19 protein-coding genes and 4 tRNA genes are annotated in these 22,826 nt (G+C 56.6%); 13 read left to right on the top strand and 10 right to left on the bottom strand.

What is annotated here, in order from left to right; all coding sequences use genetic code 11:
- Window positions 1-67: 67 nt before the first annotated feature.
- From RYB09_RS11035 to RYB09_RS11015, 5 genes are read left to right on the top strand one after another with little or no spacing between them, the layout of a single operon-like run.
- Window positions 68-532: a TIGR03757 family integrating conjugative element protein gene (locus RYB09_RS11035; RefSeq protein WP_316888343.1), complete on the top strand. Its 465-nt coding sequence runs from the start codon at window positions 68-70 to the stop codon at window positions 530-532.
- Complete coding sequence (locus RYB09_RS11030) at window positions 529-1,467, top strand: TIGR03756 family integrating conjugative element protein (protein WP_044345638.1); 939 nt, start codon at window positions 529-531, stop codon at window positions 1,465-1,467. The genes RYB09_RS11035 and RYB09_RS11030 overlap by 4 nt, the downstream gene beginning before the upstream one ends.
- On the top strand, window positions 1,464-2,855 hold the full coding sequence (locus tag RYB09_RS11025; protein ID WP_316888339.1) for an integrating conjugative element protein: 1,392 nt from the start codon (window positions 1,464-1,466) through the stop codon (window positions 2,853-2,855). Before RYB09_RS11030 ends, RYB09_RS11025 begins: the two co-directional genes overlap by 4 nt.
- A gap of 2 nt (window positions 2,856-2,857) precedes the next feature.
- Window positions 2,858-3,232: a hypothetical protein gene (locus RYB09_RS11020; protein ID WP_316888337.1), complete on the top strand. Its 375-nt coding sequence runs from the start codon at window positions 2,858-2,860 to the stop codon at window positions 3,230-3,232.
- Window positions 3,229-4,761, top strand: a complete 1,533-nt coding sequence (locus RYB09_RS11015) for a conjugal transfer protein TraG N-terminal domain-containing protein (RefSeq protein ID WP_316888335.1) — start codon at window positions 3,229-3,231, stop codon at window positions 4,759-4,761. The genes RYB09_RS11020 and RYB09_RS11015 overlap by 4 nt, the downstream gene beginning before the upstream one ends.
- Window positions 4,762-4,816: 55 nt before the next feature.
- Here the strand turns inward: RYB09_RS11015 and RYB09_RS11010 are convergent, their stop codons facing one another.
- From RYB09_RS11010 to RYB09_RS11000, 3 genes are all read right to left on the bottom strand, one after another.
- The gene (locus tag RYB09_RS11010; RefSeq protein WP_316888333.1) at window positions 4,817-5,227 is read right to left on the bottom strand and encodes a DUF3742 family protein; all 411 of its coding nucleotides are present in this window, start codon (window positions 5,225-5,227) and stop codon (window positions 4,817-4,819) included.
- A gap of 220 nt (window positions 5,228-5,447) precedes the next feature.
- Window positions 5,448-6,728: a translesion error-prone DNA polymerase V subunit UmuC gene (umuC, locus tag RYB09_RS11005; RefSeq protein ID WP_316888331.1), complete on the bottom strand. Its 1,281-nt coding sequence runs from the start codon at window positions 6,726-6,728 to the stop codon at window positions 5,448-5,450.
- Window positions 6,715-7,149, bottom strand: coding sequence for a LexA family protein (locus RYB09_RS11000; RefSeq protein ID WP_003318766.1), 435 nt, complete (start codon window positions 7,147-7,149; stop codon window positions 6,715-6,717). The genes umuC and RYB09_RS11000 overlap by 14 nt, the downstream gene beginning before the upstream one ends.
- Window positions 7,150-7,262: 113 nt before the next feature.
- Here RYB09_RS11000 and RYB09_RS10995 point away from each other — a divergent pair, with 113 nt between their 5' ends.
- From RYB09_RS10995 to xerC, 3 genes are all read left to right on the top strand, one after another.
- Window positions 7,263-7,955, top strand: a complete 693-nt coding sequence (locus RYB09_RS10995) for an SOS response-associated peptidase family protein (RefSeq protein WP_316888329.1) — start codon at window positions 7,263-7,265, stop codon at window positions 7,953-7,955.
- Between the two features lie 431 nt (window positions 7,956-8,386).
- On the top strand, window positions 8,387-10,282 hold the full coding sequence (gene mobH / locus RYB09_RS10990; RefSeq protein WP_316888327.1) for a MobH family relaxase: 1,896 nt from the start codon (window positions 8,387-8,389) through the stop codon (window positions 10,280-10,282).
- A complete protein-coding gene (gene xerC / locus RYB09_RS10985) occupies window positions 10,279-11,682 on the top strand; it encodes a site-specific integrase (protein ID WP_316888325.1) in 1,404 nt (467 codons plus the stop codon). The genes mobH and xerC overlap by 4 nt, the downstream gene beginning before the upstream one ends.
- 326 nt (window positions 11,683-12,008) lie before the next feature.
- Here the strand turns inward: xerC and RYB09_RS10980 are convergent.
- From RYB09_RS10980 to rluD, 7 genes are all read right to left on the bottom strand, one after another.
- Window positions 12,009-12,085: transfer RNA gene (locus RYB09_RS10980), tRNA-Pro, on the bottom strand.
- A 95-nt stretch (window positions 12,086-12,180) separates the two neighbouring features.
- A tRNA-Lys gene (locus tag RYB09_RS10975) sits at window positions 12,181-12,256 on the bottom strand.
- 5 nt (window positions 12,257-12,261) lie between these two features.
- Window positions 12,262-12,338 (bottom strand) — tRNA-Pro (locus RYB09_RS10970).
- A 29-nt stretch (window positions 12,339-12,367) separates the two neighbouring features.
- Window positions 12,368-12,443, bottom strand: a tRNA-Asn gene (locus RYB09_RS10965).
- Window positions 12,444-12,738: 295 nt separating this feature from the next.
- On the bottom strand, window positions 12,739-15,303 hold the full coding sequence (gene clpB, locus RYB09_RS10960; protein WP_058408731.1) for an ATP-dependent chaperone ClpB: 2,565 nt from the start codon (window positions 15,301-15,303) through the stop codon (window positions 12,739-12,741).
- 171 nt (window positions 15,304-15,474) lie between these two features.
- Window positions 15,475-16,203: a peptidoglycan editing factor PgeF gene (gene pgeF / locus RYB09_RS10955; RefSeq protein WP_316888322.1), complete on the bottom strand. Its 729-nt coding sequence runs from the start codon at window positions 16,201-16,203 to the stop codon at window positions 15,475-15,477.
- Window positions 16,200-17,162, bottom strand: coding sequence for a 23S rRNA pseudouridine(1911/1915/1917) synthase RluD (gene rluD / locus RYB09_RS10950; protein WP_005895286.1), 963 nt, complete (start codon window positions 17,160-17,162; stop codon window positions 16,200-16,202). The genes pgeF and rluD overlap by 4 nt, the downstream gene beginning before the upstream one ends.
- A gap of 149 nt (window positions 17,163-17,311) precedes the next feature.
- On the opposite strand from rluD, the gene RYB09_RS10945 reads away from it, so the two are divergent.
- The 5 genes from RYB09_RS10945 to RYB09_RS10925 all read left to right on the top strand — a co-directional run bounded on the left by RYB09_RS10945 (window position 17,312) and on the right by RYB09_RS10925 (window position 22,747).
- Complete coding sequence (locus tag RYB09_RS10945) at window positions 17,312-18,334, top strand: outer membrane protein assembly factor BamD (RefSeq protein WP_005733851.1); 1,023 nt, start codon at window positions 17,312-17,314, stop codon at window positions 18,332-18,334.
- Between the two features lie 129 nt (window positions 18,335-18,463).
- Window positions 18,464-18,703, top strand: coding sequence for a PP0621 family protein (locus RYB09_RS10940; RefSeq protein WP_002551997.1), 240 nt, complete (start codon window positions 18,464-18,466; stop codon window positions 18,701-18,703).
- Window positions 18,693-20,285: a sensor histidine kinase gene (locus RYB09_RS10935; protein ID WP_316888319.1), complete on the top strand. Its 1,593-nt coding sequence runs from the start codon at window positions 18,693-18,695 to the stop codon at window positions 20,283-20,285. Before RYB09_RS10940 ends, RYB09_RS10935 begins: the two co-directional genes overlap by 11 nt.
- A 2-nt stretch (window positions 20,286-20,287) precedes the next feature.
- Window positions 20,288-21,625 carry a sigma-54-dependent transcriptional regulator gene (locus RYB09_RS10930; RefSeq protein WP_122281263.1) on the top strand — a complete coding sequence of 446 codons (1,338 nt, stop codon included), beginning with the start codon at window positions 20,288-20,290 and terminating at the stop codon, window positions 21,623-21,625.
- Window positions 21,626-22,129: 504 nt separating this feature from the next.
- Window positions 22,130-22,747, top strand: coding sequence for a TetR/AcrR family transcriptional regulator (locus RYB09_RS10925; protein WP_004663466.1), 618 nt, complete (start codon window positions 22,130-22,132; stop codon window positions 22,745-22,747).
- The last annotated feature ends 79 nt before the right edge of the window (window positions 22,748-22,826 follow it).

Raw genomic sequence — 22,826 nt, 5'->3', positions numbered from 1 at the left:
GTTTCCTACTGACTAGAGTTCATTAATCGCGTTCTCTATGCCTGACATCACCTGCAGGTACTGCATCATGCCCCCCTCCAGACACTCTAGCTCCAGTCGCAAGGCCTTCCTGATCTTGATTGCGGCCACTCAGGCCTCCTTCGCGAGCGCGGAGACGTGGATCATTACTGACCGGAACCACCCAGTTCAGGCACCGGCACATGTACGGTTGATCCTCCTGGACGAATCAGAACGGCTTGAGGCCAAGCTCTCTGAAGGACTCCCGGCGAATCAGCAACAAGCCATCGCAATCATGCAGCAACGCCTCAAGAGTAGCGATGCGCAGCGCTTGCAACGAGATCTGGCTTTGGCTCAACAAGACCTCGTAGACGCCTGGAGCATGGGAGTAACGAAGGTGCCTGCAGTGGTGGTCGACAGCAAGTTTGTGGTGTACGGGGAAACTAACGCTACGGCGGCTGAATATCGCATTGCCCAGTGGCGCACCGCCGCCAAATATCAGAACGCATCTGGCCAGGGAGATGCGCCGCGATGAACCTGCGAAAGCCTCCAGCATGGGCAGCCTTAGCCTTGTCGATATCAACCTGGCCGGCAGCAGCGGGCACGGTGACATCTGCCACCCTAGTCGCCTCAACCCTGTCGCCTGACTGTTTGGAGTACAAGGTGGTCGGGATCTGCTACTGGCTGCTTTGCACCCCGTTTGGATGCAAGGTGAAGACGTCGACCAAGGTTCGTCACTTCGTTCCAGACGCCGTAGTCTCAAGCTACTCGAATACCGGTGAAAACCCGTGGATTGAGGTCTCTTCGTTGAGTTCATCAAATTCATTCGCCCAGGATGGCGGTGACGGAACCACCAATCACAACAACGAAGATAGCCTGGCTAAATTCAAAAACGCTGACGTCATAGGCCACCCCGGAGGAGCAACATTCAGTAAGTTTGCCAGCGCCTCGGGTTATGCCTGTCAGGGCGCTGCCACGCCCTACATGCCCTACCTGCTGAGCACTTTGGACACCGTCGCCTGGCGTTACGGAGTTCCAGAATCAGTGTATCCAGAAGCACTTATTCCCGGCCGTCGAGAGGTGGGTGGTCTGACGTCGGGGGACATGTGGGGAAGCGTCTACCCTCGCAGTGGTTTTATCCATCAAGCCGACGATTACAAGGCGGCCTCCGTGATCGCGCAGCGTGCTGGTGACGTGGTCACTCGCAGCGGCCAGGTTCACGTCTATCAACCGCTTCTGGCACAGCCCCAGCCAGGCTACTGGCCTGCAGGAGAATTGATCGAGACCGACGCCACCACCGGTAAGTGGCAAGAGCTGACGCCGACCCTCAGTCAAAGCTGCGCGGTATTTCCAAACTCCCAGCCCCGTGTTCAGGCAACCGATGGTGGTTACGCCTGGGCGTTATGGCGGCCGTATTCCTGCTGCAAGCGGGAAGGACAAACCTTTCTTGGCAGTACGGACTTTCAATGATGATCAAGAGGACTTCAACTATGCGCCGCGCTGCCTTTCTGACTATCGCATTCATGAGCACCCTGACAGCCCACAGTGCTCTCGCCGAAATTCCGGGAATCAATGCAAGCTCGTCGGGCAGCGTGATTGGCGACGACGTGCTCTACAGCGTCGGAGGCGGCAACGCTGTGACGATGGGTACGGCGGGGAATATGGATAGCATCAGCATCGGCGGAGGTTGGAACAGCAACCTGGTCTGCGGAAACATGAACATGAACAACACGCTCCAGAATCAGTTAAATGGAGCAACTTCCGGATTTCAGACGATCATGGGGTCGATGATCTCAAACGCTACCAGCGCCGTTTCATCACTACCAGGACTGATTATTCAGCGTGCCAACCCCGCTTTGTACAACCTGCTCACCAACGGCATCCTGCAGGGTCGTCTTGACTTCGACCGCTCCAAAGGCACTTGCCGTGCCATTGCCGACAAGATGCTCGATGTCGCCGGAGGACAGATGGGCTGGAACAAGATCGCCGAGGGCCAGGCTATGAGTCAGGCGGTGAAAAACGGGAACACAGATGCTGTATCAGCCGTTGCACAGGTCGAAAAGCAGGGAGGGAATGACGGTATTACGTGGCTCGGAGGAAATAAGGCCGGCGGATCTGGCCAGCAACCTATCAAGGTTGTAGGCGACGTTACCCGTGCGGGATACAACTTGCTGAACGGACGCGGCGCTGCCGATACATCGTCCATTAGTCCTTCGGCCTGCAACAACGGCATGGTGTGTTCCACCTGGTCATCGCCTCAGGCAGCCACCACTTTCGCCAATCGTGTACTGGGAGAGCAACAACAACGCACTTGCGAGGATTGCACCAAAACGACGTCCACTGCCGGCGTTGGGCTCACTCCTCTCATCCAGGAATCCTACGACTCCAAGCTAAAGGCGCTGCAGGAATTGATCTCGGGCAACAAAGCGCTCACCTCGGAAAACTTGACTGCAGCGAGCAGCGATTCTCTGCCTGTTACCCGTGGAGTGGTCGAGGCACTAAGGACTGAGCATGACCAAGATATCCTCGCAAAACGTCTTGCTTCAGAGGTCGCTTTATCTGAGGTTCTCGGCAAAGCGCTACTGCTTCAGCGCACCATGTTCACCGGCAGCAAAGAGCCGAACATTGCCGCGAACGATGTGGCCCTGCAGGCGGTCAGTCAGCAGAACAGCAGCCTGCAACAGGAAATTGACAACCTGAAGACCGAGCTGGATATGCGTCGCAACCTGGCCAGCAACTCACCGACAGCCATTCTACAAAGAGCTCAGAGCCGGAAGGACAGCTCCAAGGGCATCTTTCAAGGCGATCCAACCCCTGACCGCCTCGAGCAGCTGCAGAACCCTGCGAAAGGTAACTGATCATGAGTTCATCGCCGGTTGCCAAGGGATGGCTACGTAGGGGCGCGAAGGCGCTCGTTTCATTCACCTGGCCGGTCGTGCTGACCATTGTTCTGGCTGTGATTTTCATGACAGCCATCGCGCATTTCTTTGGAGATATTGAGCAGTTCAGGGAATGGCAAAAAACGCACTACAACTACATGCTGGCCTGGCGGCTGTCGCTTTATGCAGCGATAGGACTTGGCTGGTACAGGCTCAGGCGCACCCTTAAACAGCGAGCATCAGACACACATCCATTTCCCTCGGGTCTTCGGCGCTGCGAGGTCATGGCCATCTTCGTCGTTCTCCTTTTCGAACTTCGCCGCGCCGCCACTGTAGCGGGAGTCGAACTGCCATGATCTTGCACACGAATGACTACCTTGAGTATTACCTGACGCTCGTCGGATGGCTCATCAACAGTGGCATCTGGAACATGATCGAGGATAGCGGACTATTCGCGGCCCCCTTTGCGGCCATTGTCATCAGCGAATGGCTAAGAGCCCGCGGTGAAGGAGCTGATGAGGGCAACAAGGGCGTCCTTTCCCTGGCCCGAGTGGAGAACCGGTTCTACACAGCAATCCTCGTGATAATTCTTGCCTGCATGCCCCTGGTGAACGTCAGCATCGATACCATCCAGTTCGACCGAAGCCGATCTGACCAATGCCAATACTCGATACCCAATCCGACTGATACAGGCTGGGAAACATCCTTCAGTACACTGAACGGTAAAAGCGCCACTGTGCCCGTCTGGTGGCTGTTTGTGCATGCGATGTCCAAGGCAGCAACTGCAGCCTCAGTCGCGGCCATTCCCTGTGGAGTGGACTTGCAACAGGTCCGGATGGAAGTCAACAAGGCCCGCATTAACGATCCGCTGCTTGCCCAGGAGGTCGCTGACTTCACGAACGATTGCTACGCACGTGCGCGCGCAAAGCTGTTCATGACGCAGCCAACACTCAGCAACGATCAACTCAACGACGTCAACTGGATCGGTTCGCACTTCTTCCTACAAACATCCGGCTATTACAGCGATGGTTTCTCTGGATTCAGGTCACACACTCCTCGAACCAGATGGCCCTATGACGCGACCCGGGACGCTGGCCTACCGCAAACCACTGGTGGTGGTGGATTCCCCACATGCACTCAATGGTGGTCGGATGGGAACGTCGGCCTCAGAGCCAGGCTGCTGGAACAAGTTAGTCCAGATCTGCTGAGCAAGCTTGCTCAGTGGGCAAAGTTCATGACACAGACCGAAGTCGATGACTCAGTCATCCGCGATCTGGTCTCGCCAAGGAAGCAGCAACTGACTCAGGGACAGGTTTATTCAGACTATGGCGGTCAAGTCGGTGGCTCTGTGCTAAATGACTTCACACGCCTTGCAGCTACAGCTGGTCAGGCAGCGGGATCTCTTGTGATGTATCCAGCCATGGACAGCGTAAGGCAAGCCGCCCCAATGGTGATGGCCTTCCTGAAGATGGCTCTCATCATTTGCATTCCATTTGTGCTGGTGATCGGGATGTTTGATCTGAAGGTCGTTATGACGATTACTTTTGCTGCGTTCGCTTTGATCTTCGTCGACTTCTGGTTCCAGCTGGCCCGCTGGGTGGATAGCACGATTTTGGACGCCCTTTACGGTAACGGGATCGGCAGTAACGTTCCCCACTCCAATTTTGACCCAGTGTTTGGGGCCAGCAATGCCCAAGGAGACTTGCTGCTGGACTTCGTGATGGGTGCCATGTTCATTGTGCTCCCAAGCTTCTGGGTACTCGCGTTGGGATGGGGAGGTGCGACTATCGGCGGACTTATGCAAGGCTTGACTGAAGGTACGAGGGACGCCAAATCAGCAGGAGGAGGCGGTGCAAATATAATCATGTCGCAGATGAAGAAATAGGTAGGAGGATGCTCGATGCCGAGTTACTGATCTTGGCATCGGGCTCCAAATTAACTCACTGCTGCTTCAGGCCATTTTCGTAATAGCCATAACCTTGTGGACCAGTCATCCAGCCCGACTGGTTCTTACCAAATTCATCTTCCGAGGCCTGGTCAAAATGAACGAGCTGTGAACCACGGAGCCCGCGTTCAATCCCAGGGTTGGTGACAAAACCGATAGCTATTGCAAGGAAGCACACGACCGCCAAAACGTACAGCAGCCCCCACGCAGCGAAGAATGCACCAGTACCGATCACTGCCGCGCGAGCAACCCACTTAATAGGGCTCATAATCGAACTAGGCAAGCCTGCACGAGTCAACGATGACCACATCGCTTTTTCCAGACGCAACACTCCAGCCACGCTGCGTCCCAGGCTTTGCCCGATCCGCATCGCAGTGCCGTCATCTCTTTTAGCGTTTGTGCTCATAGCCACCTCGTGACTCACTCAAATATGTCGTTCTGACATCATTTATAGACCTATACCCACTCATATTCAACCAACTTTCCCTTGGAAATCAACCTTCCGACGAATAGCCGGCCAACTGATTCAAACCGTTTAGCTGTTCGGTTCGACAGTGTTTTCGAATGAAATACTGTCCCAGTAATCCAAGTGCATCCGCGCCTTGATCCCTACCGCTACAAAGCTACTAAAGACTTTTCACCTCCCATAATTGATCAAGCCTGGTCGTATAACTCTGACTCATCAGCTCGCGACGCATCGCCCATTCTGGATTGGAAGGAACACTCCCAGCTCGTAAAGTCCCTCTGCCCCAGCGTGTATTGATCGCGTCCAGGACTCCCATGACCTTCTCCGAAGATGCCGGCTGCGAAGCAGCGAACATGTCATCCGTAAATTCGCCAGGCTGTCTCAGATCCAGCAACAGAACCTCAGCTTTGCTGTACTTGAACCCCGGTCGAAACAAACGATTCACTGCCTCAGTCGCCGCCCTGGTCATCAAGCGCACGTCGTTGGTGGGGTATGGCAATTCAACCAAAGCGCCGTTGGCGTACTTGGCTTCTTCCGGATTGAACATGCCGGTACGGATGCTGACGCGGATCTTCTTGCACAGCGAGTTTTGAGAACGGAGCTTCTCGGCCGCACGCTGAGTGTAGGTGGCCACCGCCTCTTTGATAGGCTGAATGGTGGTTAGCCGTTTTCCGAACATTCGGCTGCAACAGATCTCCTGCTTGGGTGGTGCAGCTTCGCCCAGCTCCAGGCACGAAGTACCTGCCAGCTCACGTGCCGTCTTTTCAATGACCACGCTGAACCTGTCGCGCAGAGTACGCGGGTCGGCGGTTGCAAGGTCCATTGTGGTGCGGATGTTCATAGCCTCCAGGTGGGCATTCATCTTCTTCCCTACCCCCCAGACCTCTGAGACCGCCGTATTACGCAGTACCCAGTTGCGGTTATGCAGGTCGCAAATGTCTACAACACCGCCTGTATGCGATAGCAGTCGCTTAGCAGTGTGGTTTGCCAGCTTGGCGAGCGTTTTCGTAGGACCGATACCCACACCCACAGGAATGCCAGTGCATTTAAGAATGTTCGCCCGGATGCGTCGACCGAACGCGGTGAGATCGCCAGGGACCCCGGTGAGGTCTGCAAACGCCTCATCGATGCTGTAGACCTCGGAGGCTGGCACCATCGACTCGATGATCGACATGACACGCTCGCTCATGTCGCCATAGAGCGCGTAGTTGCTGCTGAACACCTTTATGCCGTGGCGGCGCAACACCTCTTTGATCTGAAAATAGGGAGCCCCCATTTTCACAAATGGCTTGGCGTCGTAGCTACGGGCGATGACGCAACCGTCGTTATTGCTGAGTACCACGATGGGCGTTTTCTCCAGATCTGGACGAAAAACACGCTCGCAGCTGGCATAGAAGCAATTGCAATCGATAAGCGCGAAGACAGCCTCATGCTTTTCCATGACGGCGCATGCTGTAGTTCACTACGCCCCAGATGACGAGGTTGTCACCCTCCAGGATGTGCTTGGACGGGTAGGCACTATTTTCGGATTGAAGTTTGACAACCCCATCCATCATGAAGAGCCGCTTGCAAATCGGTTCCGAATTATTAAGCGCTGCCACAACGATCTCTCCATGCTCGGCAGTGCGACTGCGATCAACGACGATCAGATCCTTATCAAAAATACCTGCCCCAATCATGCTGTCTCCGAGAATTTTCGCCAGGTAGACATGCGGTGCCCGTACCTCGGCCAGTTCGTCTAGAGACACGTGCTTCTCGATGTAATCGACAGCGGGAGAAGCAAACCCAGCTGGCACCTGAAATGAGTAGAGCGGTAGCTTGATACCCCCTTCAGACAACGGACCAAGAATGACTACGCTCATGATGAAGACCTTTCTATAAAGTTAGCTGTATAGATATACAGTTAACTCTTTGGCCAGCGCGCGGTCAATCGTACTGAAAGGCATTTTCGACGAGTGACATTAGGGGTGACATCATGTGCGGACGCTACTCGATATACGAATCAATGGACCACTACCTCAAGGAGCTTGCCCCAGAGCAGATCGTGATCAATGGGTACGACCTCCTGCCCATAGAGCGCTACAACGTGGCTCCTAGCACTCGGGTTGAGATCATCCGTCCCACCGAGGAGGGTCTGAGTGTCGACAAGGTTCGGTGGGGGTGGGAGCCTTTCTGGGCTAAAGGCAAACGACCAGCCCCAATCAACGCTCGAGTCGAAACCGTAATGACGGGAAAGTTCTTCAAAGAGCTCTGGCCTACCGGACGGGCAGTTGCCCCAGCGAACGGTTGGTTTGAATGGGTGAAGGACCCGGATGCCCCCAAGAAAAAGCAGCCCTACTTCATCCGTCTCAAGAGTAAAAAGCCTATGTTCTTCGCGGCATTGGCTCAGGTCCACAGAGGTCTTGAGCCGCATGATGGTGACGGGTTTGTCATCATCACGTCGGCAAGCGACTCGGGAATGGTCGACATTCATGATCGCCGCCCGGTGGTACTGACGGCAGAAGATGCGCGGGCATGGCTTGATTCCGAAACCACACCGCAGAAAGCCGAAGCATTGGCAAAAGAGCACTGCAGGAATGTTGACGATTTTGAATGGTTCCCGGTTGATCGCGCAGTGGGGAACGTGAGGAATCAAGGACCGGAGCTCATACAGCCTGTTGAGCTTTGACTGCCCCATTCCTTTGACTTCGGACCCGACCAACGGCTGTCCGTCTTCCTCTGCCCTAGATCTCCGCACCGAAAGGGGGGGAAATGGGCTGAGGCAAATGGAAGAGCGAAGGGTTTGAATGGAATGGGGGAATAAGGGTAAGTGCCTTACCCGAAAAGGCCGGCGAGTCCGCCGGAAATGGATGTCGAAAGGGTTGGAACGGCAGCTCTCCGTAAAATGAAACTTACAAAAAATCTTACTTAACAGTTACTTGGAGACTACAATTTTCTACTCAGGCATGGCAACATCCGGTTGCTGACACCGTTTGGATCCCAACCAATCAGGTAGAGGCTTAAGCAGAAAACCTTTCTAGGATGGATATAGGTTTCGACTTGTCACGCTGAGCCATATAGAGCAAAAGGCCCACCAATGACTTCATCATGGGTGCCTAAATGCTTAGTTTCTTCACGCGAAGAAAAGCGTCTCCGATCTCCATTGCTGCTGCAGGCTTTTTCAAACCAGAGTCTCCCGATGCGCTGCTGTCGACAACCCGGCGGCGGCAGCTGATTGAAAACATCTGGCAGCGGACCTCTCTGCCCCGTGAGCAGTTCGAGACGCTTTACATGCAGGCATTCAAGAGCTACGCAGCCTTGGTGCAACATCTTCCTGCCTCTGAGAATCATCACCATGCATATCATGGTGGCATGCTCGATCACGGTCTCGAAATCGTCGCGTACGCACTCAAGATCCGGCAAATGTATCTGCTCCCAATCGGAGCACCTCCCGAATCACAAGCTGCCCAATCAGAGGCATGGTCTGCAGCATCGGCCTATGGTGCGCTCGTCCACGACCTGGGCAAGATTGCGGTAGACGTCAAGGTTGAGCTCGCAGATGGCACTACTTGGCATCCATGGCACGGGCCTCTGGATCAGCCATACCGATTCAAGTATGTGAAAGGTCGAGACTATCGGTTGCATGGAGCCGCTTCGTCGCTGATCTACTCCAATGTGATTCCGGCGAAGGCAATGGACTGGCTCAGTGGGTTTCCCGAGCTCTGGTCTCAACTGGTATTCGCGTTCGCAGGTCAGTATGAGCATGCCGATATCCTTGGTGAAATTGTCTCCCAAGCTGACCAGGCTTCCGTGGCACAGGAACTCGGAGGCAATCCTGGACGAGCTATGTCTGCGCCCAAGCAGTCCATTCAACGGCAGCTAGCTGAAGGCTTGAGGATGCTCGTCTCCGAGAAGTTTAAGTTGAACCAGCCCGACGGTCCCTCGGACGGATGGTTGACTCAGGACGGCTTGTGGCTTGTCAGCAAGCCAGCCGTAGATCAGCTCAGAGCTCATCTGCTGTCACAAGGTATCGAACACATCCCCACCTCCAACGCCCCAATGTTTAATCTGCTCCAGGATCAGGCAATCATTCAGCCCAACGGAGAGGGGAAAGCGATATGGAAGGCCAGCATCGACAATGGTCGGGGTTGGAAGAACACATTCACGGTGCTGAAAATAGCGCCGGCACTGATCTGGCCAAACACAACTGATAGACCTGAGACGTATACCGGCTCGCTGACCGTGGAATCGGCAGCAGTTGCTGATGAAAACGAGCCAGTTACTGCTGGAGACCACGAATCTCAACCCGTGAGCAACAAAACTGCGCCTGCAGCGTCAGCAGCGCCCCCTGCACCAAAGCAAGCACCTGCTGCAGCGAAAGATTTTGATGCACTGGACGAGCTGCTCGATCTATTCCCCGACCCGGTAGCGACATCCCCGACTCAACCAGCACCCGAGTCGATAGACGATGATGATCAGATTCCCTTTTCGCCACCTCCTCCGACAGCTACTCGTCTAAGCCAACCTCGGCAGCTTGTGGGTGACAAGGCAACGAATGACACACCCCGAGTGGAAGAGCCGGCGAAAGTCTCGCCTGAAGGTGGCTCAAGTCACGGATTGAACTTCATCACCTGGCTGAAGGGGGGCGTGATCTCCCACAGGGTCATCATCAACGACGCCAAGGCACGTGTGCACACCGTAGATGGCACGGCATTCTTGGTGAGCCCGGACATATTCAAACGTTATGCGCTTGAGCACCCAGACATAGAGCGAGAGGCGAAAGAGCGCGATCTGGAGGCCTGGCAGGTCGTTCAGCGATCTTTTGAGAAACTGAAAAAACATCGCAAGACTGCCGCAGGCTTGAACATCTGGACATGCCTGGTCAAAGGACCGCGAAAAAGCAAACAACTACGGGGCTATCTGCTCATAGAGCCTACCGACGTCTTCAGCGAAGTGCCCTATGACAACCCAGTCATCAGCTTGGCCGAATTGGTAGACAAGGACACATCTGAATGAAACCGATGACGCTTCCGGAACTGACCCAGGAATATATTCTCACCCATGACCTGAGGCCCGACACCATCAAGATCTATTGGGCTGCCACAAAATCCTACGTCAGGTTCTTCGGCGACTGCCTTGCCTGCGAGACGACACACCGCGACATGCTGGACTGGCGCAGGTCTGAGCTTGAGCGGATTGCTAAGCGCAGCTGGAACACCTACTCCAGCCACTTGCGTACGATCTACGGCTATGCAATCGAACACGGCCTGATAGACCTTGTTGTCAACCCACTCAAAAACACGCGTGTGATGCCGCCCAAGCGCCCCAAAAAGACAGTTGCGAACGACGCAAGCGTCCGCGCTCGTAACTGGTTGAAGATGTTGGCCGCAGAGGAGCGTGACACCGCAAAACGCACAGAAATTACACCTGCCTGGTTCTGGCTGAGTGTATTCGAAACCTTCTACTACACCGGGATCAGGCTCAACGCGCTGCTATGTCTGAGATATGCGGACGTATACCTGCGCGACCGGCTGATCAGAGTCAGAGGCGAAACAGAGAAGACTCATCGTGAGTTCCTCATTCCGATCCCGGACGGCCTGATGGCTCAGCTAGAAACACTTATGCACGCAGCCAAGGGCTTGAGGTTCCAGCCTAATGACCAGCTGTTCAACGTGAACAGATTTTCAGGCCACTACCGCCGTAATGAGATGAACTCCAATCAAGTCGAGGCGATGTATAAAAAACTCACTGCGATGACCGGTATACGGATGACGCCTCACCGCTTCCGGCACACGATCGCCAGTGAGCTCATGACGCTACCGGAACGTAACATTTATCTGACCAAGAAATTGCTGAACCACTCGAATATAGCTACCACGATGGATTACATCGAACCCGACTACGACATGATGCGGGAGGTGATGAATGAACGAGGAAAGCGACCGGCCAAAATCAGCTACATGGCAAAAACGGATGCGACGATGCGTGCTGATAGACATCGATCGATATCAGCTCCAGTCAAGGACTTGACTCCGTCAACTACCACTCGCGAAAACACTGCAGAAGCCAGAAGCTTAGCTAGCCGGGCCTTGGCCAAGCCCCGCGCACTGTCTACACCTGTCTCGACTATGAGCCCATCATCTGGTCCAGATAATAGGACAGTAAACCGGGACGAAACGCCCTCACCCGCTAATGACCGCGACACCGCAGTCAGCCAGCTACCTTTAGGCTGCTCCAGTCCGGAAGATCTGTTGAGAAGCTTGGGGGAACTCACCAGGTGGGTACAGAACAATATTGCCGGCGGAGGCACTGGTGCTGAACCAGTGATCGAGGACAGACCTGTCCCAAGCCAGGATGCTCGGCATCTACGCCCTGAAATGCTGGAACTGGCCGGATGGATCGGTAGATCAGGATAATCAGCGGGGCAGCGATTCGTAAAAATACTCAATCTGCCATTATCAGCAGATGGGGCGCGCTGCCGATTATTTAAGTATCCGGCCTAATGACTGCTCCAGATGGGCCGATACACGCGCAGCACAGCATTTTTTGCCAAAAAAAACGCCCCGTACACAAGCTTTCGCTCGGTACGGGGCGCTCCAATTTGACATCACAGCCTGCTGGCGCTATGTTTCGCGACAGACGGCTGCTTGTTTGGGTATAAGACCCCTCATACGGTAAAGCCTGCCTCAAACTGAGACATGAACACCCATCAAGGTCCTAAAGATACAGCCACAACAGTGTTTGGTCGGGGTAAGGGGATTCGAACTCCTGACATCCTGCTCCCAAAGCAGGCGCGCTACCGGACTGCGCTATACCCCGGTAAAACAAGGCACCTCAACAAGCTGCCTGCGACCTGATACAAGTGGCATCAGATCTTTAAGATTCGGCTCCAAGGTACACCTTGGAGCCAAAAATGGTGGGTCGTGTGGGATTCGAACCTACGACCAATTGGTTAAAAGCCAACTGCTCTACCAACTGAGCTAACGACCCAAATATGGTCGGGGTAAGGGGATTCGAACTCCTGACATCCTGCTCCCAAAGCAGGCGCGCTACCGGACTGCGCTATACCCCGACTGAAACTGCATTGAATCTTGCGAAATCTGGCTCCACGACCTGGACTCGAACCAGGGACCCAGTGATTAACAGTCACTTGCTCTACCAACTGAGCTATCGCGGAACTATCGATTTCAGATTCAACTTTACAACCTGTTGCCTTGAAACCAGCGTGCTGTTAACTCGTTGATTTCAATCTCATCGACCTTTGCGCTTCGTTTGTATCGTTGCGTTCACGTCTCTGAGGCGCGCTATTCTACAATTTTAAAAACACCTGTCAACCCTATAAATTGCTTTTTAAGACAATGATTTGCGATTTTTTCCCAGATCCCCTTTCAGGCCCGATTTTACTGCTGGCAGCATCCTCAGAAAAAAGGCCCTCGGCGAGAGGGCCCTCTATATAGAGCTGGCGAGCGCTATCAGGCAAACACGATCTCGTCGTCGACCACCTTGCCGGTGATGGTGGTACCGGGCATGAAGCTGCCCGAGAGGATCATCTGTGCCAGCGGGTTCTCGATCCAGCGCTGGATCGCCCGCTTCAGCGGCCGTGCTCCATAGACCGGGTCGTAACCGACGGCAATCAGCTTGTCCAGCGCCTCGGGGCTCAGGGTCAGCGCCAGCTCGCGCTCAGCCAGACGCTTGCGCAGGCGGCCCAGCTGAATATCGGTGATACCGGCGATCTGGTCACGCGCCAGCGGTTCGAAGATCACCACTTCGTCGATCCGGTTCACAAATTCCGGGCGGAAGTGCGTACCGACCGCATCCATCACCGCAGCACGTTGCGCTTCACGATCACCGACCAGTTCCTGGATCTGCGCCGAGCCCAGGTTGGAGGTCATGACGATCACGGTATTGCGGAAGTCCACCGTCCGCCCGTGGCTGTCAGTCAGGCGTCCGTCTTCAAGCACCTGCAACAGGATGTTGAACACGTCGGAATGCGCCTTCTCGACCTCGTCGAGCAGGATCAGCGAATACGGTTTGCGACGCACGGCTTCGGTCAGGTAGCCGCCCTCTTCGTAACCGACATAGCCCGGTGGTGCGCCGATCAGACGAGCCACGGAATGTTTCTCCATGAACTCGGACATATCGATACGCACCATCGCCTCTTCGGTATCGAACAGGAATTCGGCCAGCGCTTTGCAGAGTTCGGTCTTACCCACACCGGTCGGGCCAAGGAACATGAACGAACCGCTCGGGCGATTCGGGTCGGAAAGCCCTGCACGCGAACGACGTACGGCATTGGAGACCGCGACCACCGCTTCTTCCTGACCGATTACCCGGTTGTGCAGCAGGGTTTCCATGCGCAACAGCTTCTCGCGCTCGCCTTCCAGCATTTTCGACACGGGAATACCGGTCCACTTTGACACCACTTCGGCAATTTCTTCCTCGGTCACTTTGCTGCGCAGCAATTGGTTCTCGGGTTTGCCGTGCTGATCGACCATTTGCAGGCTGCGTTCCAGGTCCGGAATGATCCCGTACTGCAACTCGGCCATGCGGTTCAGGTCGCCACGACGACGCGCCGCTTCCAGTTCCTGACGGGACTGCTCTATTTTCTGCTGGATCTGTGCAGAACCCGTTACTTCAGCTTTTTCCGAGGTCCAGATTTCTTCGAGATCGGCGTATTCCTTCTCAAGGCGCACCACTTCTTCCTGGAGTTTTTCCAGGCGCTTGATAGCCGCTTCATCCTTTTCCTTCTTGAGCGCCTGGGCTTCCACTTTCAGCTGGATCAGGCGACGCTCAAGACGATCAAGCACTTCAGGCTTGGAATCGATCTCCATACGAATGCGGCTGGCCGCTTCGTCGATCAGGTCGATGGCCTTGTCAGGCAACTGGCGATCGGTGATATAGCGATGGCTCAGCTTGGCCGCGGCGATGATCGCACCGTCAGTAATGGCGACCTTGTGGTGCACTTCATAGCGCTCTTTCAGGCCACGCAGGATTGCGATGGTGTCTTCTTCGCTCGGCTCGTCCACCAGCACTTTCTGGAAACGACGCTCAAGCGCAGCGTCCTTCTCTATATATTGGCGGTACTCGTTGAGCGTGGTGGCACCGACACAATGCAGCTCGCCGCGAGCCAGCGCAGGCTTGAGCATATTGCCAGCGTCCATCGAGCCTTCGCCTTTGCCGGCGCCGACCATGGTGTGCAGTTCGTCGATGAACAGGATGATCTGGCCTTCCTGCTTGGACAGTTCGTTGAGCAGCGACTTCAGGCGCTCTTCGAACTCACCACGGTACTTGGCACCGGCAATCAATGCGCCCATGTCCAGCGACAGCAAGCGTTTGCCGCGCAGGCCATCCGGCACTTCGCCGTTGATGATGCGTTGCGCCAGGCCTTCGGCGATAGCGGTTTTACCCACGCCAGGTTCGCCGATCAGCACCGGGTTGTTCTTGGTACGACGTTGCAGGACCTGAATGGTGCGACGAATCTCGTCATCGCGGCCGATCACCGGGTCGAGCTTGCCCTCTTCGGCGCGCTTGGTCAGGTCGACGGTGTACTTGTCCAGTGCCTGACGCGACTCTTCGATGTTCGGGTCATTCACGGCACCTTCGCCGCGCAGGTTGTTGATCGCGTTTTCCAGAGCTTTCTTGCTGACGCCCTGCCCCAGCAACAATTTGCCGAGTTTGCTGTTCTCGTCCATTGCCGCGAGTAAGACCAGCTCGCTGGAAATGAATTGATCGCCTTTCTGCTGTGCCAGACGGTCGGCCTGGTTAAGCAGGCGCGCAAGATCCTGCGACATGTTGACGTCGCCAGTGGGGTTCTGGATTTTTGGCAGTCGGTCCAGCTCTGCGCTCAGTTCCTTGCGCAGGCTGTTGATGTCGAAGCCGACTTGCAGCAACAGGGGCTTGATGGAACCGCCCTGCTGTTCAAGCAGCGCCTGCATCAAATGCGCAGGCTCGATGGCCGGATGGTCGAGGCCAACGGCCAGCGACTGGGAATCGGATAACGCTAACTGTAATTTACTGGTCAATCTGTCGATACGCATTAGTCACCTTCCTTTAATGCAGGCCGGAGCAATGAACACACCTATAAAGAAAACCTGCTGAATAGCCAGTTAGATGCGGACGATTCTGCGCGTTTCAAGCGGGCCGTGGTTGATACAGATCAGACGAGTGTTCAGGCAAGTCTAGCTGGAATGTGCAAAACAGCCCGGCAATCAGGCGTGTTCGATCCATATTAGCGAAGCGAAGCGGCCAGTGCGCGCGGCACGCCTGTAGGAAAAGAAGCGCGGATCGGTGAGGGTATCCAGCCCGCCGCCATACACGGCAGAGACACCTTGGGCTGCCAGTCTTAACCGGGCGAGCGCGTAGATGTCGGCCATGAAACGATCAGGATTCGAACTGGCGACAAATGCATCGGCTGTCTGCGAATGGCTGTGGATAAAGGCTTCGCGCACCTCGGGGCCGACTTCGAAAGACGGCTGGCCGATAGCCGGGCCAAGCCAGACCATGATGTCTTCGGCAGCGCACTGCAAACTGTCGGCGGTGGCTTCCAGCACACCGGCCGCCAATCCGCGCCAGCCAGCATGCGCGGCGGCGACGCGAGTGCCATCGCGACGACAGAACAGTGCGGGCAGACAATCGGCGGTCATGATGGTGCAGGCGACGCCTCGGCTATCGGTCCAGCTGGCATCGGCTTCGACAACCCGGGACGGATCAGCAGGCACGACGTCTACGCCATGCACCTGCTTCAACCAGGCGGGCTCAACGTTGAGACGGGAGGTCAGGCGCAGGCGATTGCTCGTCACGGCCTGTGGGCTGTCATCGACGTGATCGCCCAGATTGAGGCTGTCGAACGGGGCCAGACTGACCCCGCCCGAGCGGGTGGTGACGCACGACTTGATCCGAGCTGGCGCAGGCCAGTCAGGTGTCAGCCAGTCATTCACCCGATGAACGCCTCGCGATCCTGCTTGAGCAGCGACAGCAACCAGACGAAATCATCCGGCAGTGGCGATTCCCAGCTCATGCGCTTGCCGGTGATCGGATGATCCAGCTCCAGGAAGCGGGCATGCAGCGCCTGCCGCGGGAAAGTCTTGAGCGAGTCGACCATGGTCAGGCTGGCGGCTGGCGGAATGCGGAAACGACCACCATAGGCCGGGTCGCCGACCAACGGGTAGTTGATATGCGCCATGTGCACGCGGATCTGGTGCGTACGGCCGGTTTCCAGCTTGACGCGCACATGCGTGTGCGAACGGAAGCGCTCCAGCACGCGGTAATGACTGACCGCCTGCTTGCCGCCTTCCATCACGGCCATGCGCTGACGCTGCTGGCCGTGACGACCGATCGGTGCGTCGATCTTGCCGCCTGCGGTCACCACGCCGATCACGATGCACTCGTAGATACGGCTGACACTGCGACTCTGCAACTGGGTAACCAGTTGGGTCTGTGCCTGAATGGTCTTGGCGACCACCATCAGACCAGTGGTGTCCTTGTCCAGACGATGCACGATGCCGGCACGCGGAACATTGATGATGTCCGGCACATGGTGCAGCAAGGCATTGAGCAGCGTGCCGTCGGCATGACCGGCAGCCGGATGCACCACCAGACCCGCAGGCTTGTTGATGACGAGGATCTGGTCGTCTTCATAGATGATATCGAGCTCGATGTCCTGAGCAACCCATTCACCCTGGGCCTCCTGCTCGGCAATCAGCTCGAGAACAGCGCCACCATGCACGATGTCGCGGGGGCGCAATACGCCTCCGTCCACAGTCAGGCGGCCGTCCTTGATCCAGGCGGAAAGGCGCGAGCGCGAGTGCTCAGCGAATAATTGTGCGGCGACTTGATCGAGGCGTTGACCGCCCAATTCGGACGGCACCTCTGCGCGGAGTTCTATATTTTCGGACATGACCAGACTAGGTGGCGGCTAGCCTTTGGTTTCGGCAGCGCGCTTGTGGTTAAATACGGCGTCTTTTGTCCCGCTGGTATCGCGGGGCGCTCATCATAACAGGACGGCCCCGCCCAAGACAGCAGGCCGTTATAGGGACGCAAGCCGCCATGCAAGTGAAACACCTGCTGCTGATCGCCATCCTCGCATTGACTGCGGCCTGTTCGTCGAAGGAAGTCATCGACGAAAACCTCAGCGAAGTCGAGCTGTACCAGCAGGCGCAGGCCGACCTGGGAAATAACAGCTATAACAGTGCCACGGAGAAACTCAAGGCGCTGGAATCACGCTATCCGTTCGGTCGCTACGCTGATCAGGCCCAGCTCGAGTTGATCTACTCGAACTACAAGAACGGTGAACCCGAAGCAGCCAAATCCGCTGCCGAGCGTTTCATCCGCCTGCATCCACAGCACCCGAACGTCGATTACGCGTATTACATGAAGGGCCTGACCTCCTTCGATCAGGATGTCGGCCTGCTGGCGCGCTTCCTGCCGCTGGACCAGACCAAACGTGACCCGGGTGCTGCCCGCGACTCGTTCAACGAGTTCGCTCAGCTGACCAGCCGCTTCCCGAACAGCCGCTATTCGCCGGATGCCAAGCAGCGCATGATCTACCTGCGCAACCTGCTGGCCTCCTACGAAATTCACGTAGCCGACTACTACCTGACCCGTCAGGCCTATGTCGCCGCCGCCAACCGTGGCCGCTATGTCGTGGAAAACTTCCAGGAGACGCCATCGGTAGGTGACGGTCTGGCCGTTATGGTCGAGTCCTATCAGCGTCTGCACCTCGACGATCTGGCAGCCACCAGCCTTGAAGTGCTCAAAACCAACTACCCGAACCACCCGCAATTGGCTGACGGCAAGTTCACCCCGCGTCAGGCCGAAGCCGACAACCGCTCGTGGCTGTCGAAAGCGACCCTTGGTCTGATCGACGGTAGCGCACCGCTGCCACCGGGCCAGACCCGTGCCGATCAGGACATCAAGAAGCAGTATCAGGACGCCAAGGACGCCATTCCGAAAGAGCTGTTGCCGGAAAATCAGGCAGAGCTGGACGAGCAGGCGGAAAAAGACGCCGAAGCGAAGGGCACCAAGAGCCGTTCGTGGTTCAGCTACATGACCCTGGGTCTGTTCGACTGATCTTCACGGCATTAAGAAAGAGGCCTTCGGGCCTCTTTTTTTATGCAGCACATTTATGCGCCGCAGCCACTGTGCGCCTGACTGTACCTTGGCTACACTGCGCCATCGTCAATCACTAAGCTGGTAGTCATGGTTCGCTTACTTATGTGGGCCGCGTTGATCGCGGCGGTGATCTGGTTCGTCAAGCGCCTGATCAATCCCCCCAAGCCGAAATCCCGTGCCGAGCCGCCTGAAATAGCGGCCACCCCAATGGTGCGCTGCGCACACTGCGGCGTTCATCTGCCTCAGGATCGCGCGCTGAGCCAGGCACAGCAATGGTATTGCAGCGAGGCACACCGCCTGGAAGGCCCTGCGGCACGTGACCGCTGACACGCCCTCGCTTGCCAGCCCACAGGCGCAACGGATCCTGCGGCTTTACCACCTTTATCGACTGACCATCGGCGTCGTACTGGTCCTGCTGATTTCCAGCAGCCTGGAAACCGAACTGTTGCAACTGGCCAATCCGAACCTGTTCCGTTCGGGTTGCTGGCTGTATCTAGTGTTCAATATTCTGGTCGTCGTGCTGCTGGAGCGTCCCAGCCGTCAGGCGCAGCTGTTCAGTCTGGCAATGACTGACGCAATCATGCTCTCTGCGCTGTTCTACGCGGCGGGTGGCCCTTCCAGCGGCATAGGCAATCTGTTGATTGCTTCCGTAGCAATCAGCAATGTATTGCTGCGGGGCCGTATCGGTTTGCTGATCGCCGCCGTTTCTGCCATCGGCATCATCTACCTGACGTTCTATATCAGCTTCGGTACACCGTCGGTTTCCAACGACTACGTGCAGGCCGGCTCTCTGGGTGCCCTGTGCTTCGCCGCCGCACTGCTGGTGCAAGCGCTGACAGCGCGCATGCAGGTCAGCGAAGTGCTGGCCGAACAGCGTGCAGCGGATGTCGACAGCCTTGAAGAACTCAACGCGCTGATCCTGCAACGCATGCGTACCGGCATTCTGGTACTGGATGCCAACCGTCAGGTGCTGCTGGCCAATCAAGGTGCCCTTACCCTACTGGGCCACGAGCGACTGGTCGGCCAGGTTATCGACGCTTACTCGCCGCAGTTGGTGGAACGCCTGCGTCAGTGGCTCGTCAACCCGATCATGGTGCCGCGCAGCGTCACGACTTCACCCATCGGGCCGGTGCTGCAACCGAGCTTTGCCGCACTCAATCGTGGCGATCAGCGCCAGACGCTGATCTTTCTTGAAGACCTGTCGCAGATTGCCCATCAGGCGCAGCAGCTCAAGCTCGCCGCGCTGGGACGCCTGACCGCCGGGATTGCCCACGAGATACGCAACCCGCTGGGCGCAGTCAGCCATGCCGCACAGTTACTCAACGAATCTGAAGAACTCAGTGCAGCGGACCGACGCCTGGGACAGATCATTCATGACCAGTCGGGACGTATTGATCGGGTCATCGAAAATGTTCTGCAACTGTCACGCCGGCGTGAGTCGCAACCCGAATTGCTGGACCTGAAAACCTGGCTGGAAAACTTTGTTGCCGAGTTTCGCAGCGCCGCCATGGCCGGACAGTCGGTTCATGTCGACATCAGCCCCGGAACGCTGACAACCCGCATGGATTCCGGGCAACTGACCCAGATCATGACCAACCTGCTACAGAACGGCCTGCGCTACAGCGGCAGAAATCATTCGTCAGCGCAGGTCTGGCTGAAGCTGCATCATGACCAACAAAGCGACTTGCCGATTCTTGAAGTGCAGGACGACGGGCCGGGGGTCAGCGAGCAACATTTGGCCAAGCTGTTCGAGCCGTTTTTCACCACGGAAAGCAAAGGCACCGGTCTTGGTCTATATCTGTCACGCGAGCTGTGCGAAAGCAATCAGGCGCACCTGGAATACGTCCCGCGGCAAGGTGGCGGCAGTTGTCTGCGCATAACCTTCGCCCACCCGTTCAAAACGAGCTGAGCATGAGCCAACGGCAAAAAATCCTGATAGTCGATGACGAGCCGGATATCCGCGAACTGCTGGAGATCACTCTGGGGCGCATGAAACTCGATACCCGATGCGCCCGCAATGTTGCCGAGGCCCACGACTGGCTGGCCCGCGAGCCGTTCGACATGTGCCTGACCGACATGCGTCTGCCCGACGGCAATGGCCTTGAGCTGGTCCAGCATATCCAGCACGGCTACCCCCATTTGCCGGTGGCGATGATCACTGCCCACGGCAACCTGGACACCGCGATTAACGCGCTCAAGGCCGGGGCTTTCGATTTTGTGACCAAGCCGGTTGACCTCGGCAGGCTGCGCGAACTGGTCAATAGTGCGCTGAGCCTGCCTTGCGCCCAGCCAGCACGCAGCATCGACAGCCGCCTGCTGGGCGACTCGCTGGCGATGCGTACCTTGCGCAACCAGATCGGCAAGCTGGCCCGCAGCCAGGCGCCGATCTACATCAGCGGCGAATCGGGCAGTGGCAAGGAGCTTGTAGCGCGGCTGATCCACGAGCAGGGCCCGCGCATCGACAAACCGTTCATACCGGTGAATTGCGGGGCCATTCCTTCCGAGCTGATGGAAAGCGAATTCTTTGGCCATCGCAAAGGCAGTTTCAGCGGCGCCCACGAAGACAAGCCTGGTCTGTTTCAGGCGGCACATACCGGGACGCTGTTTCTCGACGAGGTGGCCGACCTGCCGCTGGCCATGCAGGTAAAACTGTTGCGAGCCATCCAGGAAAAGTCCATCCGCAGTGTAGGCAGCCAGCAAGAACAGATCGTGGACGTACGCATTCTGTGCGCAACGCACAAGAACCTGAACGCAGAGGTTGCGGCAGGTCGTTTCCGTCAGGATCTGTATTACCGGTTGAACGTGATCGAAGTGCGCGTCCCCTCATTGCGCGAGCGGCGCGAGGATATCGATCAACTGGCAGCCAGTGTTCTCCGAAGACTTGCCGGCAATGGCACGCAACCGGTGGCGCGCCTGAATGCGCAGGCGCTGGACACGCTGAAGAGCTACCGATTCCCCGGTAACGTGCGCGAACTGGAAAACATGCTGGAGCGCGCCTACACGCTCTGTGAAAACGATGAAATCCACGCCAGCGATCTGCGCCTGGCAGAGTCCGCCAGCCCCCAGGAGCCCAACAGCCCTAGCCTGGCCGACATCGACAACCTTGAAGATTACCTGGAAAGCATCGAGCGCAAGCTGATTCTGCAGGCCCTGGAAGAAACCCGCTGGAACCGTACCGCAGCGGCAGAAAGGCTCAGCTTGTCCTTCAGATCGCTGCGTTATCGGCTGAAGAAACTGGGCCTGGATTGAGCGCTCCGTACGGCACAGCCTGACCGACTATCGTGCGACGCTCCGCGTCGGCATGCGTTTCTGGACGCTCTGCGTCCTATCCTGAATAGGCGGCGCGACGCAGATTTGTGACGCGGAGCGTCACGCAAGGCATTCCCACGCTGGAGCGTGAGGAACGATAAGTGTCTGGGCTAGGGCGCGAGGAACGATAATCTCCACTATCGTGCGACGCTCCGCGTCGGCATGCATTTCTGGACGCTCTGCGTCCTATCCTGAATAGGCGGCGCAGCGCAGATTTGTGACGCGGAGCGTCACCCCAGGCATTCCCACGCTGGAGCGTGAGGAACGATAAGTGTCTGGGCAACGATAATCTATCGTGCGACGCTCCGCTTCGGCATGCGTTTCTGGACGCTCTGCGTCCGGTCCCGGTTGGATGTCGCGTGCGTTGAGACCTTAATGGTCGTGACCAATCCCCAACAATGTCACTTATTGTCCACTTACTCCAATGTCAGTAAGCTCCGCCCCATGAGCAAAAACATCAGCAATCCCGCAGCAGGTCGTGGTCCGGTGGACCATGAGATTCGTGATCAGATCGTGATTGCGGCCACCGAACATTTCAGCCAGTACGGTTACGGCAAGACCACCGTGTCCGATCTCGCCAGGGCTATCGGTTTTTCCAAGGCGTACATCTACAAATTCTTCGAGTCCAAACAGGCCATCGGCGAGATGATATGCGCCCACTGTCTGAGTGAAATCGAGGCCGAAGTCAGCGCTGCAATCAGCCAAACTGACAAGCCACCGGAAAAGCTGCGACGCATGTTCAAATCAGTCGTTGAGGCCAGCATTCGCCTGTTTTCGCAGGACCGCAAGCTGTACGAAATCGCCACATCGGCAGCTACCGAACGCTGGCAGGCGACGCTGGTTTACGAGGAACACCTCAAGGCCACTCTCCGGGACATTCTGCAGGAAGGCCGACAGACCGGCGACTTCGAGCGCAAGACGCCTCTTGATGAAACGGTCATGGCGATCTATCTGGTCATGCGCCCCTACATCAACCCGCTGCTGCTGCAATACAGCTTCGAGCACACCGACGAAGGGCCAAGTCAGTTATCCAGCCTGGTGCTGCGCAGCCTGTCGCCTTAACAAAACAACAATTGTGACTATTGACTAAATTGGTCACTGGAATCAAAGTGCAGACACTGATCACTGCACATTGAGATTC

The organism is Pseudomonas syringae group sp. J254-4 (genome assembly GCF_032586855.1).
Lineage (GTDB): Bacteria > Pseudomonadota > Gammaproteobacteria > Pseudomonadales > Pseudomonadaceae > Aquipseudomonas > Aquipseudomonas amygdali.
The sequence above is the reverse complement of the archived record's forward strand: the minus strand, read 5'-3'. Positions and strand labels throughout refer to the sequence as shown.

Excerpts from the sequence above, each read along its gene's own strand:
- RYB09_RS11025 (WP_316888339.1), top strand. The coding sequence starts at position 1,464 with ATGATGATCAAGAGGACTTCAACTATGCGCCGCGCTGCCTTTCTGACT.
- RYB09_RS11030 (WP_044345638.1), top strand. The coding sequence starts at position 529 with ATGAACCTGCGAAAGCCTCCAGCATGGGCAGCCTTAGCCTTGTCGATA.
- RYB09_RS10940 (WP_002551997.1), top strand. The coding sequence starts at position 18,464 with ATGGTTCGCTTACTTATGTGGGCCGCGTTGATCGCGGCGGTGATCTGG.
- RYB09_RS10945 (WP_005733851.1), top strand. The coding sequence starts at position 17,312 with ATGCAAGTGAAACACCTGCTGCTGATCGCCATCCTCGCATTGACTGCG.
- RYB09_RS11035 (WP_316888343.1), top strand. The coding sequence starts at position 68 with ATGCCCCCCTCCAGACACTCTAGCTCCAGTCGCAAGGCCTTCCTGATC.
- RYB09_RS11020 (WP_316888337.1), top strand. The coding sequence starts at position 2,858 with ATGAGTTCATCGCCGGTTGCCAAGGGATGGCTACGTAGGGGCGCGAAG.
- rluD (WP_005895286.1), bottom strand. The coding sequence starts at position 17,162 with ATGTCCGAAAATATAGAACTCCGCGCAGAGGTGCCGTCCGAATTGGGC.
- clpB (WP_058408731.1), bottom strand. The coding sequence starts at position 15,303 with ATGCGTATCGACAGATTGACCAGTAAATTACAGTTAGCGTTATCCGAT.
- xerC (WP_316888325.1), top strand. The coding sequence starts at position 10,279 with ATGAAACCGATGACGCTTCCGGAACTGACCCAGGAATATATTCTCACC.
- RYB09_RS10925 (WP_004663466.1), top strand. The coding sequence starts at position 22,130 with ATGAGCAAAAACATCAGCAATCCCGCAGCAGGTCGTGGTCCGGTGGAC.
- mobH (WP_316888327.1), top strand. The coding sequence starts at position 8,387 with ATGCTTAGTTTCTTCACGCGAAGAAAAGCGTCTCCGATCTCCATTGCT.
- umuC (WP_316888331.1), bottom strand. The coding sequence starts at position 6,728 with ATGGAAAAGCATGAGGCTGTCTTCGCGCTTATCGATTGCAATTGCTTC.
- RYB09_RS11000 (WP_003318766.1), bottom strand. The coding sequence starts at position 7,149 with ATGAGCGTAGTCATTCTTGGTCCGTTGTCTGAAGGGGGTATCAAGCTA.
- RYB09_RS11010 (WP_316888333.1), bottom strand. The coding sequence starts at position 5,227 with ATGAGCACAAACGCTAAAAGAGATGACGGCACTGCGATGCGGATCGGG.
- RYB09_RS10995 (WP_316888329.1), top strand. The coding sequence starts at position 7,263 with ATGTGCGGACGCTACTCGATATACGAATCAATGGACCACTACCTCAAG.
- RYB09_RS11015 (WP_316888335.1), top strand. The coding sequence starts at position 3,229 with ATGATCTTGCACACGAATGACTACCTTGAGTATTACCTGACGCTCGTC.
- RYB09_RS10930 (WP_122281263.1), top strand. The coding sequence starts at position 20,288 with ATGAGCCAACGGCAAAAAATCCTGATAGTCGATGACGAGCCGGATATC.